We start from the raw sequence: 16572 nt of genomic DNA, 5'->3' as shown, positions 1-16572 counted from the left end.
CGTGGTGAGCCCGTGGCAATTCGGAAAATTGCGCTGCTCAGGGCTTGACCTCGCGGCCGACCCTCCGGCAGACTCCCGTGCTTCGAGCACCTATGCCGCACAAAGTCTGCGTCGCCACGCCGTTCGCGCTGGCGTCCGCCTTGCTCCTCCAGGCCGGAGCCGTCCGCGCGTCGGGCGCGCTCGAGATCACCGGCGCTCCTACGAGCGCCAACGGGCTGAACGCACGGGCGCTCGCGCGAGGACCGGAAGCCGCGTTCTTCAACCCCGCGCTCCTGCCGTATGCGGCAGCGACGACGCAAGCGGGCCTCTTCGTGCTCGTCACGCACGGCGACATCACCCTCGCCCCGCGCCCCCCTGGCGTCGACGTGCCCGAGTCGGTGTACGATGGCCAGATCCGGAATCCGGACGGCTCGACCTCCCGGCTCACCCACCGGCCCTTGCCGGGGTCGAAGCTCCCGAGCCCGCGGGATGACACGCGCGACCGGCAGATCAACAGCTACGCGACGCTCGGGTTCGTGCGGCCGCTCTGCGAGGACCGCCTCGTCCTGGGCTTCTACGCCCTGCTGCCGCTCAGGAGCTTCCAGGAGCAGCGGGCCTTCTTCGCCGACGAGCGCGCGCAGTACTTCTCGAATCGGCTGGAGTTCGAGCTGCTGGGAGATCGGTTGTCGGTCACCAGCCTGGCCGTGTCGATGGCTGGCCGGATCACCCGCTGGCTGTCCGTCGGGGCGGGCGTCGACGTCACGATCGGCACCAGCGCGCGGACCGCCGTCCACGTGCCCGACGCGAGCGACCAGCGGACCGCCCTCATCAACCCCGACGTGGAGGTCGAGAGCGTCTTCGCCCCTTACTTCGCCTTCGCGACCAGCCCGGCACCGTGGCTGCGCCTCTCGGCCACGCTCCACCTCGCCTCGGCGTCGGACACCGACGGCGAGAACAGGATCCGCTTCTGGAACACCACCTATCCGGAGGGCGAGAGCTCGGTCCCCCAGGCCTACCGCTTGACCCTCGGCCACCAGCCGACCCGCGTCGGCGTCGGGGCCTCGATCATGGGCCCGCCGAGCGAGGACGGAGGGCGCGCGCGCGCCGCGCGCTCGAAGAGCCCGGCGCTGCCCTCCTGGGAGATCGGCGGGCACGCGCTCCTGACGCGGTGGTCAGAGTACCGCGATCGGCACGCGGAGACCCCGCCCGACCCGTGGTCGAGCACGGTGTCCGTGGGGCTCGGCGGCGCGATCGCGCTGGGGAGCCGCAGGTTCTCCGCCGACGTCGCCTTCACGCCGTCTCCCGTGCCGGACCAGACCGGAAGGACCAACTACGTCGACAACCCGCGCATCGCGGTCAGCGCCTCGTTCGAGACGCCGGTGTCGCTCTTCGGCGCAGACTTCGGCGTGGGAGCGTTCCTGCACGGCCAGCTGCTCGTGCCACGGGAGGTGTCGAAGAGCCCGTCCGCCAGGAACCCCGTGATCGACGAGGTCCCCGACAACCTTGTCGACATCGTGAGCGGCGAGCCGCTCGACGGCGTGGAGGGGCTGCAGACGAACAACCCAGGTTATCCCGGCTTCTCCAGCGGCGGCTGGCTGGCCGGCGCCGGCTTCGTCCTGCGGCTGCCTGAGTGAGCAGCGCAGCGAAGCCGGCGTCCTCTCGATCGGAGGCCCGGAGGCGCTCGGTCACGCGGGGCGCCGCGACCGCCGGGAGGGGCTTTACTGGAAGAGCGTGTCGGCCCTTTCCTTGATCCAGGCGCAGTCCGCGTCGTCAGGGGTACGGACCATCACGAAGGTGCTGTTGCACTCCTCCGGGTCGGGATACGTCCTCGAGGCGGCCATGGTCGCCTTGAGGCTCGGAGGATCCGTTTCGAGCACGCTCTGCTCCGACACGAACCCGAGTCGACCCTCGATGCGATAGGTCGCGACCGCCACGCCGTCGAGCTCGGTCCGTGCCCGCTCGGCCACGTAGACCGACCCGTCGATGAGCCCCTGGAGCTGAACTGTCATTCCCGGGTGTCCATCCTCGTCCTGATCGACGACGCGAGCGTCCGCCGGATCCGTGGGCAGTTCGTCCTGCGCCAGGTCTTCGAGCGCCGCGCCGATCACCTCGTGGAGGGGCCCGAGCTTGTAGCGGAGCCCCCCTTCGCTCGCCGCAAACGTGCCCTCACGGGTCACCGGCGCGAGCGCCTCCCGGAAGCTGTCCGGGATGACGGCGTGCACGATCGCGTCCGGGTCCTCGGTGTAATGGTCGCAATACGTGCCCTGCAAGGAAATAGCGTCTCCATTCTGCTGCTGCGTGATGAGCATCACGCTGACGATGCGCGTCTGGAACGGCGGGAGACCCTGCGCCTGGGTGAGCTGCGACCCGATGGCGCGGTACGCCCACGTGCCGGAGACGTTGGTGACGTCCGGCGCCGCGGCCTGCGCGCAGCCCGGCGACTCCCCGCCCGCGCCTCCCGTCGCCCCGGATCCCGTGCTCGTCGTCGCGACCGTCGTCGTCGCGTCCGCGTTGTCAGCAGGATCAGATCCGCAACCCAGGAGGGGCAAGGCAAGCAATCCAACGAACAGGTTGTACCTCATTCAAAGCTCCATGCATCGCCGGCCCGCGCGTCGAGGCGGCCGTGAGGATGGCCGCCTTCGGTCGTCCATGGCCAGCTCGTCTGCGTTCGGACGACCGGCGCGGTTGTTAGCATGAGCGCGCGCGCTGGAGGTGCGCCGACGCGCCGGCTCCTCATTTTTTCCGCCGCATCCCGAAGCGCACGGCGAAGAGCAGCGCGAGGAGCGCTGCGTAGAGCAGAGGCCCCGTCGCGTCCTTTTTGCGCCGAGGAAGTCCCGAGCACCTTCACAGCGCCACCCCGCCACGGAGTCGTGTTTCTGGCAGGGACCGCGCCAGAGCTTCGCACGCGACACCGACCTGCGCATCCAGCGACTCGCCTTCGTCATGGGATCTTCGTTCTCTCGATAAAGAGATGGCCGCAGACGATTTGGCGAAGGACGGCCCGCCACCGCAGCATTCAAAAGGCGCGAAAGACCGCCACGGCTGGGCCCTGAGGACCGCGAGGCGGCTCATCGTAGATCCTCACAAAAGCATCTTCGACAGCATAGACGATCAGGACGACCGCGATGAGCTCGACATCGGAAGCAATCCCGATCGGCGACGGCATGGTTCGCCCGACGCAATTTCAGCGACTCCTCCCCACCGTTCCCCGCCTGGCCTCCAGAGGCGCATGGTTCGCGTGCTCGGCCTTGTATGTAGCGGCCGCCGTCGTCCTGATTCGGGCGGTACTCGCGGGTCTCGACGTCCCCGGGCGCGCTGCGCTCTTCGCCATCGGTCTTCTGGGGGGCTGGCGCCTGTCGTGGTTTCTTGTCAATGTCACCCGCGCTGCGCTCAACGTGAACTGGCGTTTCCCGAGGTTTCGGCGCGCGGCCGACGCCCTGGGGCCGGCGGGGCGGGCGTCGGAGGTGGTCGTTCTCATCACCTCCTATCGAATGGAGCCCGAGGTCACGATACCGGTGTTTCACGCGCTGTTCGACGAGGCGTTCGCCTATGGCGTGCCCGTGACCGTCATGGCCTCCATGGGCAGCGCCAAGGAACAAGACCTCGTCAGGACGCTCTTCGAAGGGCGCGGGGCACCATCGTCCGTCCGCCTGGAGCTGTTCCTGCAGAGCGGAGCCGGCAAGCGCGAGGCCATGGCGGATGTCCTCGCCGCCATCCAGCGCCGCCCCCTGCCCGACGGAGCGGTCGTAGCCTTCCTTGACGGCGACACCCTCCTCGTTCCCGGCACGTTCGAGCGCAGCTTCTCCTTCTTTCGCCTGCGCCCTGAGGTCGGCGCCCTGACCACCGACGAGCGGGCGATCGTGTCGGGAACGAGCCTTGCGCGCGAGTGGTTCGATCTGCGCTTCGCCCAGCGGCACCTCTACATGTCCTCGGTCGGCCTGTCCGACAAGGTGCTGACGCTGACCGGCCGCTTTTGCGCCTTCCGCGCCGAGATCGCGACCCATCCCGATTTTGCGCGCATCGTCCGCGAGGACCACATCGACCACTGGCGGCTAGGGCGCATCCGGTTCCTCACCGGCGACGACAAATCGACCTGGTACTGGGTGCTGCGGGCCGGCTGGTCGATGCTCTATGTACCGGATGTCTGCGCCTATACATTCGAATCCATGCCCTCGCAGGGCTTTGTCACGCCGTCGGTGCAGCTGATGTGTCGCTGGTACGGGAACATGCTGCGCACCAATGGCCGCGCTCTCGCGCTGGGTCCGCGCCACGTCGGTCCGTTCGCCTGGTGGTCCTTGCTCGAGCAGCGCATCTCCACGTGGACCTCGCTGGTGGGACCGACGTTCGGCCTGCTGATGCTCACCGGCAAGATTCCCGGCATTCTCGCCGCGTACCTCCTGTGGACGCTCGGGATCAAGTCCGCTCAGAGCGTCCTCGTCGGCGTACCCCGGAGGCGCGTCTCTCCGTTCTATCCATTCCTTCTCTACTACAATCAGGTGGTCGGTGCTGTGGTGAAGATCCACATGACCTTCAACCTGCACAAGCAACGCTGGACCCGCCAGGGGACGGGACAACCCCAGGTGGCGCGAAACCTGCGCGAGTGGGTCGTCTCCTCCGCCCTCACGGCGCTGTCCTATGCCCTGTTCGTCGTCCTCACCGCCGCCGTCGCCCTGCACGACCCGCACGCCGAGGAAGCGACGACGCAAGGCCAGCTCGAACGCATGTTGGCGGAGGCCAAGCCGGGGTCCGTGGTGCGTGTCGCGGCGCGCGAGCTCCGGCTGACGAAGCCGCTCATCATCCGCCGCGACGATGTCGTCCTCAAGGGCGCCGGAAGAGGAAAGACGACACTGGTGGCGAGCTTCTCCAGCGATGGACAGCCGACGCCGGCGATGATCGTGGTGCGGGGCGAGCTGCCTTCGGAGGTGCAGGGCGACAGGAAGGGGCAGCTCGAATCCCCTCTCGATCCCGCCTCGACGATGGTGAAGCTCACGCACCCGATCCATGTCCAGACCGGGGATTTCGTCGCGTTGCGAGCCGGCAACGATCAAGCGTTCCTCGACGCCCTGGGAGCCCGTCGGTGGAACCAGCAATACCCCATCTTGCGTCAGACGCTGGGGCGCGTGACGCGGGCCGAGGGCTCCACCATCACCCTCGAACGGCCGGTCGGAGACAGCTTTCCGGCGGGGACCGAGGTCATCCCGGTGCAATTGCGGCGCGAGGTGACGATCCGCGATCTCACGATACGCTACGAGCTGAACGGCGAGCCCGCGCCCGATCTTTACGCAAATACGCGGCCGAACAAGGCTGTGGACGGGATCATGCTGCTGGGAACGGCCGACGTGACCTTGGAGAGCGTCGAGGTCTTCGCCGCGGGTCGGCATCCCCTGAGCATCGACACCGCCTACGCCCCGCGCGTCAGCGATGCCCGGCTCGAGGGGGCCTGGAACAAGGGACCGGGAGGCAACGGCTATGTACGCATCGCCCGAGCCAGCTTCGGCGCCTTCGACGATCTCACTCTGCGTGGCCTGCGTCACCTGACCATCCAGTGGTCAAGCCACGACAATACGTTCGACGACCTTGATGCCGACTGCGACGTGAATTTTCACGGAGGATGGAGCCGGCGCAATCGCGTGCAGGTCGCCCGTCTCGTCCCTCGGCCGAACCATCCCTGGCCGAGGATCGTGCGAACCCCGGCCACCGCCCGATGGGCGCCGCCCGATGGGCCGGGAAATGTTGTCCTGTCACCCTCCGGGGCAGAGCTGGCCGAGAGAACCGAAGATGGCCTGAGCTCTGACGCGGGTGACTCGCCGTCGTTGGAGGTGGGGAATTTATGACCCCTGGCAAGATCGCCGCAGTCGTCACCCCCTTGCTGTTGCTCGGCGCCGTCCAGGCGAAGATGTGGATGACGTATACGACCCAGGCTACGCCGGCCGTGAGCGTCCCGGCGGACACCGCCACGGCCGAGGACGCCGGCGAGCGGGAGGTGATCCGCGCGCCGATAGCCGGAACGCTGTATGCCCCGAAGCTCACCCTGGGAGCCCAGGTGTCCGCCACCGACCTGCTCTTCCGGGTGGGGCCTGATCATGAGGGTGAGGTGACCGCCAAGGGCGATGCCGAGGTGGTCGAGGTCCTGGCGGTTCCAGGCACACATGTCGCCCAGGGCGACGTCGTGATGGCGCTGCGTTCGCAGAAGCCGATGGCGACCTCCTCTCCGGACGCGTCCATCACCGCTGAGCCCACACTCCCCGGAACATGGTCATCCGACCTGCTCGCCTCGGGCGAGTATGTGCCCGACCTCTCCTATGCGGGATATTGCTTCGGTGAGGCTCCGCTGCCCCGGACGGACGACCATCCGGCCACCCTCATCGACGTCACCCGTTTTGACGCGCTGCCCGACGACGATCGGGACGACACGACGGGCCTGCGCGCAGCCCTGGACGAGGCCGAGCGTCACAAGGGCCCCGTGGTAGTCCGCCTCCCCCCCGGCCGCTTCATCCTGAGCGACATCCTGTTCATCGAGCGCGGCGACATCACTTTGCAGGGCTCAGGGAGCGGAGCGAACGGTACGACAATCTACGTTCCCAAGCCCCTGGCCGAGATGCCGAAGCCCGACGTGATCAGCAAGATCGAGAAGGACATCGCCAGGCGGAACTGGCGTACCGGACACGGAGGGCTTTATTCGGCATTCGCCTGGAACGGAGGCATCATCTGGACGCGAAACCCCGACAGGTCGACTTCGCCACCCATCGGCAAGGCCCTGGAGGGAAAGCGGGGTCAGCACGACCTGCGAATGAACGACGCCAACGCGGTGACGCCCGGCGAGATCCTGAGCATCCGGTGGTACAACCGGAGCGGCGACGACTCCCCCATCCTGCGCCACATGTTCGGCGTCCGGGACCGCAGCTTCGGCGAGAAGATGGCATCCCCGTCGAACACGCCGATAGCGACGCAGGAAGCGACCGTGGTCGATGTGAAAGAGAACGTCGTCGTCCTCAAGCAGCCGCTCCTCTTCGACGTGCATCCGGAATGGGGCTCGACGGTGAGCCACACCAGCTTCCTCGAGAACATCGGTATCGAGCATCTCCGGGTGAGCTTCAAGCCCGCCCCGCAAGCGCCACACGAGGAGGAACGCGGTTTCAACGCGATTTACCTGACTGACGTCGCTCATTCCTGGGTGCGTGACGTTCGCGTCGACGATCCGGACTCCGCCTTCCTGGTGACGGACAGCGCCAACGTCACCCTCGAGGAGATCACCGTGAGCGGTCGGCCCGGACATTACGGCGTCATCCTGCTCAACGCCTACAACGTGCTCGTCAAAGACTTCGACATCGACGCCGAAGAGATCCATTCGATCAGCTTCGACTCGCGGGCGCACGGCAACGTATATACCCATGGTCGCGTCCGGCGGGGCACGCTCGAGCTGCACAGGGGGCCCAGCCACGCCAATCTGTTCGACGACATTGTCGACATCGAGGACCGCGACAGGGCTTTCCTGTTCAGTCAGACCGGTCAACCTTACTGGGGACCGGCCGGAGGGTACAACATCTACTGGAACCTTCAGCTGAAAATGTCCACGCCGCCCCTGGCTCCCCTGGATCTGGGGCCGTTGCCCGAGGCCGGCCTCACGCGCGTCGTCGGCGTTTCGGCGAACGTACCGGTCCAGCTCAAGGGCCCGGCCGCTCACATCGAGCACATTGGCGCCGACGACCCTGCCATCGACTCGCTCTACCGCCACCAGCTCGCCAGGCGCCTGGGGCAGCCCAGCCGGACGGTCCGCGTCTTCAACGAGCTTCAGCGCATGAGCGGCGAGACCCGCTGGACGGTCTGGGGCAACGGACATGTCGCGCGGAACGGCAAGTACTACTTCGCCATGGGCAATCACCAGATCGTCGATGGCAATACCATGGTCATGGAGTACGACCCGGACAAGCAGACGCAGGCGAAGGTGTTCGATGTCGCGAGCGCCATCGAACAGCGCCATGGGCAGAAGGGCCACGGCAAGATACACGCCGACATCGTCGAGGACGCCGACGGTTGGCTCTACTTCGCCACCTGGTGGGGCGGACGCGATCCCGATCACGAGGAGCCCGCCTACGACGCGAGCTATCAGGGGTCGATCCTGCTCCGCTATCACCCGGAGCTCAAGAGGTTGGAGAACCTCGGCACCATCGTCCGCGAGCATGGCGTCGTCACGGCCGTCTGCGATCGGGCGCGCGGGCTGATCTATTTCCGCGCCATCTCGTACCGCCGGGGCAAGAACGAGGCGGGTCTTGCGGTCTTCGACATCGCGAAGAAGAAGGTGGTGTTCACCGGCGGCGGGGCGGAAATGGGGGAACGACGCGGGCTCATGCTGGGCGGAGATGGGATGGTGTATTTCAGCGGTACCGATCTGCGCCTGCATGCCTACGATCCGGCAGAGAACAGGATCAAGACCACCGACATCGCGCCACCGAGCGTGCCGTTCCAGACGTCCTTCTCACGCAAGAACATGCTCCGGGTCGGCACACCGCCGGCGCCGAGCGGCACGGTGTACGCGACGACCCACGGTGGCATGATCTTCAGCTTGGGCCCGTCCGGCCAGACCCGTTCGCTCGGCACCACCTGGAAGCAAGGGTACTATGCGCCATCACTCGCCTTCTCGCCGGATGAGCGATGGCTCTACTACGCTCCCTACTTGCCCGGCCCCGCCGGCCAGCCCGAGCTCAAGGAGGCACCGGTCATGCGCTTCGACCTGCTCAGCGGCCAGCGCGAGGTGCTGGCGCTGCTGGGGCCGCGGCTGATCAGGGAGCGCGGCTACATCATCGGGCAGAACTACGGGGTCGCCCTGGATGCCAGGCGCTCCCTGCTCTACCTCCTCTACAACGGGCGCGTCGCCGCGTCGGACGCGGAGGTTCCGTGCTTCGTCGTGCTGCCGCTCGCGCGGCGATAAGACAGAGCGGCTGTGGTGTCATGACTCTGCCGAGGCGCTTCGCACGATCGGATTTCGCTCCTCGACGGAGGCGCTCCGTGTGCTGATCATGCTGTCCTCCTCGGGCCGCGCAAACCTGGCGACATCAGCGAAATTTCAGGCAAGGAGGCCCTGGCTGCTCGAGCGGAGCCGAATGCGACAACTACTTCCCCCAATGAGCCCACTCAGCCCAGCAACTTCCGTTGCACGCGCTTATCCATTCGTTGCAGGCCCACTTGGCATCATAATCGTGATGCCCCCACCAGATGGTGACCCAGCCTTTGCGGGCTTCGGCACCCCCCCATGGCGCCGGATCAATACGCCAGCACGACCATGTGCTATTGCTATAATCCGTAGCCGCTTGCTGCGCGGTTCCAACCGCCTCCGCCGCCTCGGGGTCGATCGCGTCCGCTGACTCGGGATCAGCCGCCTCCGCCGCCTCGGGCTGGGTCTCCTTCTCGTCATCGCCTCCGAGGGAAGCGTCGCCAACGCAGCCACCGAGCACGGCTGCGGCGCCGAGGAGCGTCAACGGGAGGACCCTCTTGCTGAACAAGCTCATCTATTGATTCTCCTGAAAATTTTTCAATGGCGCGGACCGTTCGCATCCCGATCTCCCTCGCCGACTGGATGCTGCGGTGGCGGGCCGTCCTTCACCAAATCGTCTGCGGGCGTCTCTTTTTCGAGAGAAGCCTCCTGTCACGCTGGCGATCTCGATCTCCTCAAGCCGGACGCGGAGCTCCTCGAGCTCCACGGCGGGAGCGCGCGAGGCAGGCTCGGAGACGGCGCGCGCGATCACGGAGAGCCCCCGCGCATGGACGCGGCGTGGTCGCCGGCGTGGAATCGCCCAGAGCCCGGATGTGCGGCGACGCCTTGGTTGCGTTGGCGTGAAGCGATGCGTGGGCTTCCCTTCACCGTGCCGTCGCGTGGCCGTGCGCTCGCGGATGCCCATGCGCGCGACATTGCCGGGCTCCAGGAGGCCTGATGAAGACCGCGCATTGCGCTACACGCCGTTTTCTCACCGTGCTCATCGCGCTCGCCGCACTCGCGCTCGTGGCCCCGCGCCCGGCCGCGGCGACGTTGCAGATCCGCGTCGAGGAGGTCACGTTTCCCGTCACGCTCTCGGATGGCAACACCTATTCCATCGCCGGGCACCTCTACTACCAGCACAGCTACCGGAACATTTGAGGGGATATCTCAGAAGTCAGTACGGCACCCATTGTTCACTAACGAAACTGCCAGCATTACGCCAGAGCTCGCTGCGCTCCTCGAGCTCCTTGCGGGGGCGGCGATGGGGCGTCCGAGACGTGCTGATTCCGGACGACTGCGCATTCAGGCTGCGCGCAGGCGCCGATGTAGCCGCTGGGGTGCGCCTACATGCTCACCAGTTCTGCACCCAAAGTTCATTGACCTGTTTCGCCGTGACGCAGTCCCCGCCCCCGCGGCGGCAATCCGCGATCCACTGGTTGCAGGCCCATAGGGCATCCGTCTGGGTATGGCCCCACCAGATGGTGACCTGGCCGGCCATCGGATTCCAATTGAAGGCCCAGCAGTGCCATGTGGTCAGACGTGTAAGCGCTTGCTGCGCGGCTCCAACCTCCTCTGCCGCGTCGGGGTCGATCGCGTCCGCCGACTCGGGATCAGCCGCCGCCACGTCGGGCTGGGTCTCGCCATCGCCTTCGAGGGGAGCCTCGCCAACGCAGCCACCGAGCAAGGCTGCGGCACCGAGGAACGTCAACGGGAGGACCCTCTTGCTGAACAAGCTCATTTTCAATCTCCTCAGAAATTCCTACTGGAGGGGCCGTTCGCATCCTCTCTCTCTCTCGGCTGCTGGATGCTCCGGTGGCGCGCCATCCTTCACTCAATCGTGTGCGGCCGTCACTTTTGCGAAAGAAGCCTCCTGTCGCGCTGGCAAGCTCGCTCTCCTCAAGCTGGAGCTCGCGGTGACCCTCGAGCTAGTTCCGCGCGTCGGAAATCCCGCCAGGATTTCTGGGACGACGAGGCGGACGCAGACGAAATATCAATAATTTCAATCTGTTCTGTCTGATTCGCGGCCGGGTCGCTCGCCGACGTGGCCCAACGCGGGCCCAACGGGCCGCCTGCAGCCACCGGGGCGCCCGCTGCGGGCTGGCCGGCGTGGTCAACGACCGCGGCCGGCGCTCGGTGGTGCAGCGCGCGGGCGAGGGACGCGACGTCGCTCGGCGACGGCGAGCCCGCCTCCGGTTCCGCGGACATGGGATCACTTCCACCTAAACGGCCGCCCCTGCCGTTCAGCTCGGGAATCGCCTCGTCCAGAGGCGCGAAGTCCCCCAAGCCGAGCTCAGCGACCTTGCGCGCGGCGCGCTTGTAGTGGTGGATCTGGCGGCTCGACTTATGCCCGGTCCGATCGGAGATCCACGTCTCCGTGCGGCCGTTCGCGAGCTTGATCGAGATGAAGGTCGCACGGGTGTCGTGCAAGCGTATATTCAGCCGTGACTGCGTGGTCTCGAACAACTCGGGCCGATCGATGCCAGCACGGCGCAGGTGATTCCGAAAGTTGTGCGCCCCACTGCGCCCCGGCAGGGGCCCGCTCGGCCCAATGAAGACACGCTCCTTCGGGGGACATATAGCGAAATAGGTCCGAAGCGCGCGCACGACGTCGGGTGAGAGTGCCCAGGCGCGTGGGTCATCCGTCTTGTTCTCGTCGAGCACCACGGCGCCGCGCTCGAGATCGAGATCGGACGGCTCCAGCCTTCCGGCCTCGTCTGCCCGCATTCCCTCGCGGATCAGGAAGCCATAATAGATCCGATAGGACAGCGGAATATCCACCGCCGCCATGAGGCGCCTATCCTCGTCGGGATAGAGGGAGCTTTTGGCCTTGTTGTCCTCTGCCTTGGGGATCCATCCACGCGGCAGCGGATTGCTGGCGATGATGCGCGCTGGATAGGTCGCGAGCGCGAGTATCCGATGAATGACCTTTGCGATGCCTTGGCGTGAGGAGTCCTCAAGATGTCCTGGCAGCATGGAGATCGCTCGATCCGCATGATCGAGCGTCAAACGAGAGAGAGGAACGGGGCCGAGTACCCCCAGAACATGATTGAGCTTATGCCGGTATTGCTCCGGATGGCGAAGCGCTTTCACATGCAGTGGGTATTGCTCGGCGAGCCTTCCAGAAACAACCAGCTCGGCGAACTCAGCGAAGGTTGTTTCCCCGGACGCGCGAGCACGCGCTTCGCCCCTGCAGAGATGCTCGATGGCAAGTCGGACGTCGCGGAGCGCGCTGCCCTCGCGCGCAGCAGCCCGCTCCAGCAGCGGCAAGCCGAGAACGATCTGGCCGGCTGCGAGCAGGCGCCCGGCGAGGTCGGCCAGCACCTCCAAGCGTGCGTTGGCCTCCTGCTCGGTCCGGCACGTCGGCAACTTGAACGTGGGTCGACCGGCCTCGCCGAGGCTGAGGCGCGCGGTCCACATTTTCCCGCGCAGCCGGACGGCCCCGGAGCCGTTGGCGCGCTTTTCTCCTGCTGGACTGCCTGGGGCGCGGGCGGCCAGCTTCGGGCGATCCGTCGTGCTCGCCGAACTCGGCGAGTCTGCGACGGGCACAGCTGCCTCCGCGGCCGGAGAGGGGCGCCCGCCAGAGCGGCTCGAACGCAAACGCCGATCCGTCGACGCCGGTGCAGGGAGGGATGTGGTGGGGAATGAAGCCGAGCGCTTGGCGCGCGCCCGTCGCTGGGGTACGTCGGTCATGGATCGGTCTCCGGTGATGCGGGGGTCGATCAAGGGCCCGTCCGGCGCTCCACCGCCGAGCGGGCCCGCTCTACTTCGGCGGCAGCCTAGCACGGCGTGTTCCTGCGGGAGGAGCGCTCGCCCGGTCGGTGTTCGGGCATGGGACAGATTCAAGGCCGACAGAGGCCAGCACCGCGGCAACCCGTGTGCGCTCATCCACCTCTGCGTCACGGCGCGATGGTGGATCACTGGCCAGCGCCTGGAGGTAGGCGACGAACGCTTCGCGCTGGACGAGGCGCAGCTTGCCAAGCCTCGTGACCGGCAGCGGGAAGCCCAGCCCGCGGATCGTGTCGAGGAAGACTCGTGCCGGGATCCCGGTGACCGACTCGACATTCTTCTGCGAGAGCATCTCCGGGTGCGGCGCTGTGAGCGTGAGCCCGTCCAGCGGGATCGCGAGCGTCGCCGTTGCTGTGACGGGATGGGCAAGCCCCCTCGGGGGGCACGATCCTCGGGCCGGCACGTCCGGGAATGTCCTCTCGACCACGCGTGTGCCGTGTTCCACCTGACGAAGCGCAAGGGGTGCCGATACACGGGCGAGAGCCGCTCGTGTCATGATGTACCTCCATCCGTGTTGGGTTCGTTCGCAACCGTGACCGACGCCGCCGGAAGGGGCACGAAACGGTAGTTCTGCGCTCCCGGTAGTTCGACGCGAACTACCGGTGTACGCGCCCGGAAAGAACATCAAGCGATGTCGCGGGGTTAGGTGTTTTTGGAAGCGTCGCTGAGGGGCCGAAAAACGGGGAAAATGAAGGGCTCGATTTGGTAGTTCTGCGCGCCCCCTCAGCGACGCGCGCGGAGGTGACCCCGAGGGGGGCCCCAAGGTAGGCACACCGCGCAGAACGCGACCCACGCGCACCGGGCGAGCGGGTTCGGCCGGTCCGCCGTCGCCTCCGAAGCCCCACGCCACCGTGTCAATGATGCCCGTCGGGCGCCACACGACGGACGCTGTGATTGCCCCTATCGGCGATGTAGACGCTGCCGCCGAGCCCCACCGCGATGCTGAACGGACTCGTCGATGTGGCCAGCGTGGCGGGGCCGCCGTCCCCGCTGTACCCGGCCGCGCCGATACCGGCCACGGTCGCGATCGTCCCGTCGGGTGTACCCCGCCGCACGCGATTGCCGCCCTGCTCGGCAATGCGCAGGCGGCCATCAGGCCCGAGCGCGAGCCCGCGCGGCACGTCGAGCTTGGCGGCGACCGCAGGCCCGCCGTCGCCGCGATCCCCCTCATTGCCTGTGCCGGCCACGGGCCTCAATCACGCCGTCTGTGCCCACGCGGTGCACCCGGTGGTGGAACGTATCGGCGATGTAAATGCTGCCGTCCGTCGCCGCGGCCACGCTCGAGGGAGCATAGAGCGGCACCGCCGTTGCCCGCTCGCCATCCCTCAGCACGCAGTTTGCGCAACCGTGGCCCGCCACGGTGGTCAACACGTTGCCGAGCGCACCGGCGCGGCGACGCCGCCCGTCGTCGACGTGAAGCACCCGCCCGATGGGCTCGTAGGCGTGGTGCTCGCTCAGCATCCAGCCGCCAGACCCCTGGGAACGAGCGCTCAGCATACCGAGCGCCCCGCGCCAGACCTTCCACAGCGTGACGTCGCCTCGTGTCCTGGTGCCGACGATCGGGGTGCTCGAGAACGCCGCGAACGCCTTCCTGCGCTCCGCGGGATCCATGTAGACACCCCGGTAGACGTAGCCGACCCGCACCGTCATCGGCTGCGCGCCTTCGAGGGGGCGCCCGGAGGCGTTCTTGCCGTCCCACGAGAACGGCGTCTCGCTGTTCGGCTCGCGGGAGCAGGCGAATCGCTCCTTGAAGCGCCGGCCGGCGATCTCGACGACCAGGTCGATGCGCTCGAGCGAGGCGGGCACGCCGCGGCGGCTGAGCAGGATCGTTAGGGCATCAGGCCGAGCGCGAAGAGGGCGTCGGACCAGAGTGGCCAGAGCGTGCGGTACGGGTGGGTCGCCAGCACCACGCCGCCGCTCGGCAGGCGCCGGACGTAGAACCGGGCGTGATCGACCAGGAACTCGAAGTGGTCGAGGGTGATCTCGACCTGCGAGAGCGGCGAGCCGTCGCCTGTCTCCGTGCCCTGTCCGTCGCGCCCCCGGAACGGGAGCGTCCGCTCGTAGATCTCGCGCGCGCGCGGCTCTGCGGCGCGCCACGCGCCATCGGGCTTCTCCGCCGCTGCTTCGAGCGCCTCGAGCAAGGCGGAGGGCGGCGTCGCCATCGCCTTGAGAACGGTTTCACGGGAGAGCGAGCTCGAGTGCCCGCTGCTATGTCTCAGCGCGACGCACGCTCCAGGCGGCGCGGCTTCCACCCGCGCGCGGAGCGCTTCCAGCGGCAGGCCCGCGATGCGCGACACCCTCTCCTTGTCATGGAGGCACAGCCACGACAGGGCGAGATCGCGCGCGATGTCGCGGGCGTCCGCGTTGTACGTCGCGCACAGGGCGACCGGCGCGAGCCAGGTCCGCGCCGTCGTGCAGCCACCGGTCGGGACGCGCCCGCTCGCGTCCGGCGCGCAGAGGCGGAGCAGGACGTCGTCGATGTCTTCCAGCGCCATGTGCCACGCGAGCACGGCCTCGGCCTGCACGGAGCGCGGGCCCCTCCCCAGGGCGAGGTCCATGTGCATGGGGGAAAAGTCCTCGATCTGGCGGGCGTGCATGTGGATGGGGCCCATCGGCTTGAGACGCTCGCTCCTGTCGGTGAAGCAGCGAAGGATGCAATGGACGAAGTGTTCCTGGCTCAACGACGCGACGAAGTAGGCTTCGGCGTCGGTGCGCCCGAAGTGCCCGCGGAGCAGCGCGACCACCTCGTCCACGGAGATCGTGTTGCATTCCGTGTCGCGGTCCATGATCGCGCGGATAAAGTATTGTTGCTCCTTGATGAGGGCCGACAGCGCCGCGCCGAACGCATCGACCCGCTGTGCCTCGTCACACCAGGCGAAGAAAAACGGCCCTTCTCTCATCGCTTGATCATCCTCATGAGATAGCCTGCGTCAGGACAGGAGGCCGAGCACGAAGAGCGCGTCGGCCCAGAGCGGCCAGAGCGTGCGGTACGGGTGCGTGGCCAGCACCACCCCGCCGCTCGGGAGGCGGCGGACGTGGAAGGGGGAGTGCTCTTCCAGGAAGCGGGTGTGCTCGCGCGTCGTGATATCTACCCAGAAGGCGGGGGGGACCTCCCCCGCGGCTTCGTCGTCAAGCTGGCGGCGTAGCTCCAGGAGCTCGCGCGCCTGGGGCTCGGCCGCGCGCCACGCGTCGTCGGGCACAGCCGCGGCCTCGAGCGCATCGAGCAGGGTGGCCGGCGGCGTCGCGAGCGCCTTGAGCACGGTCTCGCGTGAGAGCGAGCCCGTGAGCTCGGTCGTGCTTTTCATGGGCACGCGTGCGCCGCACGGCGCGGCTTCCACCCGCGCGCAGAGCGCCTCCAGCGACGTGCCTGCGATGCGCGAGACGCTCTCCGTGTCGTGGAGGCTGACCCACGACAGGGCGAGGTCGCGCGCGAGCTCCGCGGCGTTCGCGCTGTAGGTCGCGCACATCTCGACCGGGGCGATCCAGTCCTCCTCGCCCGTACAGGCGCCGGTCGGCACGCGCCCGCTCGCGTCTGGCGCGCAGAGGCGGAGCAGGAGGTCCTCGATGTCGCCTTGGACCATATGGTAGGCGACCGCCGCCTCGGCCTCCACGGAGCGGGGGCCCCTGCCCACGGGGATCTCGTACGGGTAGAAATCCCACTTCCGTTCGCCCGCCTTCGCCTTGAGGGGGCCGTAAGGATGATCACACTCGCTTTCTTCAGGGTAGCACGCGGCGCTGAAAACCATGACGCGCTCGGAATCGTTGAGCATCACGCCGGACGACACGTGAGCGCTGTTCCGTCCTCCGAAGTGGGCGCGGACCGTGGCAAGGAC

General features: G+C 67.5%; 12 protein-coding genes. 4 read left to right on the top strand and 8 right to left on the bottom strand.

The window, feature by feature from the left end:
- Window positions 1-92 precede the first annotated feature (92 nt).
- Complete coding sequence (locus tag WME73_RS18640) at window positions 93-1613, top strand: hypothetical protein (RefSeq protein ID WP_437916553.1); 1521 nt, start codon at window positions 93-95, stop codon at window positions 1611-1613.
- Between the two features lie 84 nt (window positions 1614-1697).
- Here the strand turns inward: WME73_RS18640 and WME73_RS18635 are convergent, their stop codons facing one another.
- Window positions 1698-2561 (bottom strand): hypothetical protein, encoded by an 864-nt coding sequence (locus tag WME73_RS18635; RefSeq protein WP_437916552.1) that lies wholly within the window; start codon window positions 2559-2561, stop codon window positions 1698-1700.
- 543 nt (window positions 2562-3104) lie between these two features.
- Here WME73_RS18635 and WME73_RS18630 point away from each other — a divergent pair.
- The 3 genes from WME73_RS18630 to WME73_RS18620 all read left to right on the top strand — a co-directional run bounded on the left by WME73_RS18630 (window position 3105) and on the right by WME73_RS18620 (window position 10111).
- Window positions 3105-5813, top strand: a complete 2709-nt coding sequence (locus WME73_RS18630) for a glycosyltransferase (RefSeq protein WP_437916551.1) — start codon at window positions 3105-3107, stop codon at window positions 5811-5813.
- Window positions 5810-8908 (top strand): hypothetical protein, encoded by a 3099-nt coding sequence (locus tag WME73_RS18625; RefSeq protein ID WP_437916550.1) that lies wholly within the window; start codon window positions 5810-5812, stop codon window positions 8906-8908. Before WME73_RS18630 ends, WME73_RS18625 begins: the two co-directional genes overlap by 4 nt.
- A gap of 999 nt (window positions 8909-9907) precedes the next feature.
- A complete protein-coding gene (locus tag WME73_RS18620) occupies window positions 9908-10111 on the top strand; it encodes a hypothetical protein (RefSeq protein WP_437746744.1) in 204 nt (67 codons plus the stop codon).
- A gap of 193 nt (window positions 10112-10304) precedes the next feature.
- Here WME73_RS18620 and WME73_RS18615 read toward each other — a convergent pair whose 3' ends face one another.
- The 7 genes from WME73_RS18615 to WME73_RS18585 form a co-directional block, all read right to left on the bottom strand.
- Window positions 10305-10691 carry a hypothetical protein gene (locus WME73_RS18615; RefSeq protein WP_437746743.1) on the bottom strand — a complete coding sequence of 129 codons (387 nt, stop codon included), beginning with the start codon at window positions 10689-10691 and terminating at the stop codon, window positions 10305-10307.
- 158 nt (window positions 10692-10849) lie between these two features.
- Window positions 10850-12499 (bottom strand): tyrosine-type recombinase/integrase, encoded by a 1650-nt coding sequence (locus WME73_RS18610; protein ID WP_437916549.1) that lies wholly within the window; start codon window positions 12497-12499, stop codon window positions 10850-10852.
- Window positions 12500-12713: 214 nt separating this feature from the next.
- The gene (locus WME73_RS18605; protein ID WP_437916548.1) at window positions 12714-13235 is read right to left on the bottom strand and encodes a hypothetical protein; all 522 of its coding nucleotides are present in this window, start codon (window positions 13233-13235) and stop codon (window positions 12714-12716) included.
- 358 nt (window positions 13236-13593) lie between these two features.
- Window positions 13594-13926 carry a hypothetical protein gene (locus WME73_RS18600; protein WP_437916547.1) on the bottom strand — a complete coding sequence of 111 codons (333 nt, stop codon included), beginning with the start codon at window positions 13924-13926 and terminating at the stop codon, window positions 13594-13596.
- On the bottom strand, window positions 13907-14545 hold the full coding sequence (locus WME73_RS18595; protein ID WP_437916546.1) for a hypothetical protein: 639 nt from the start codon (window positions 14543-14545) through the stop codon (window positions 13907-13909). The genes WME73_RS18600 and WME73_RS18595 overlap by 20 nt, the downstream gene beginning before the upstream one ends.
- Window positions 14546-14568: 23 nt before the next feature.
- Entirely contained in the window at window positions 14569-15639 is a 1071-nt protein-coding gene (locus tag WME73_RS18590; protein WP_437916545.1) for a hypothetical protein, read from the bottom strand.
- Between the two features lie 30 nt (window positions 15640-15669).
- On the bottom strand, window positions 15670-16485 hold the full coding sequence (locus tag WME73_RS18585) for a hypothetical protein (RefSeq protein WP_437916544.1): 816 nt from the start codon (window positions 16483-16485) through the stop codon (window positions 15670-15672).
- Window positions 16486-16572 lie beyond the last annotated feature (87 nt).

The sequence above is a fragment of the Sorangium sp. So ce302 genome, assembly GCF_051530145.1.
Classification (GTDB): Bacteria; Myxococcota_A; Polyangia; order Polyangiales; family Polyangiaceae; genus Sorangium; species Sorangium cellulosum_B.
Note: the sequence above shows the minus strand (reverse complement) of the source record. Positions and strands in the feature narration are given on the sequence as shown.

Excerpts from the sequence above, each read along its gene's own strand:
- WME73_RS18640 (WP_437916553.1), top strand. The coding sequence starts at position 93 with ATGCCGCACAAAGTCTGCGTCGCCACGCCGTTCGCGCTGGCGTCCGCC.
- WME73_RS18635 (WP_437916552.1), bottom strand. The coding sequence starts at position 2,561 with ATGAGGTACAACCTGTTCGTTGGATTGCTTGCCTTGCCCCTCCTGGGT.
- WME73_RS18630 (WP_437916551.1), top strand. The coding sequence starts at position 3,105 with ATGAGCTCGACATCGGAAGCAATCCCGATCGGCGACGGCATGGTTCGC.
- WME73_RS18625 (WP_437916550.1), top strand. The coding sequence starts at position 5,810 with ATGACCCCTGGCAAGATCGCCGCAGTCGTCACCCCCTTGCTGTTGCTC.
- WME73_RS18620 (WP_437746744.1), top strand. The coding sequence starts at position 9,908 with ATGAAGACCGCGCATTGCGCTACACGCCGTTTTCTCACCGTGCTCATC.
- WME73_RS18615 (WP_437746743.1), bottom strand. The coding sequence starts at position 10,691 with ATGAGCTTGTTCAGCAAGAGGGTCCTCCCGTTGACGTTCCTCGGTGCC.
- WME73_RS18605 (WP_437916548.1), bottom strand. The coding sequence starts at position 13,235 with ATGACACGAGCGGCTCTCGCCCGTGTATCGGCACCCCTTGCGCTTCGT.
- WME73_RS18590 (WP_437916545.1), bottom strand. The coding sequence starts at position 15,639 with ATGAGAGAAGGGCCGTTTTTCTTCGCCTGGTGTGACGAGGCACAGCGG.
- WME73_RS18585 (WP_437916544.1), bottom strand. The coding sequence starts at position 16,485 with ATGGTTTTCAGCGCCGCGTGCTACCCTGAAGAAAGCGAGTGTGATCAT.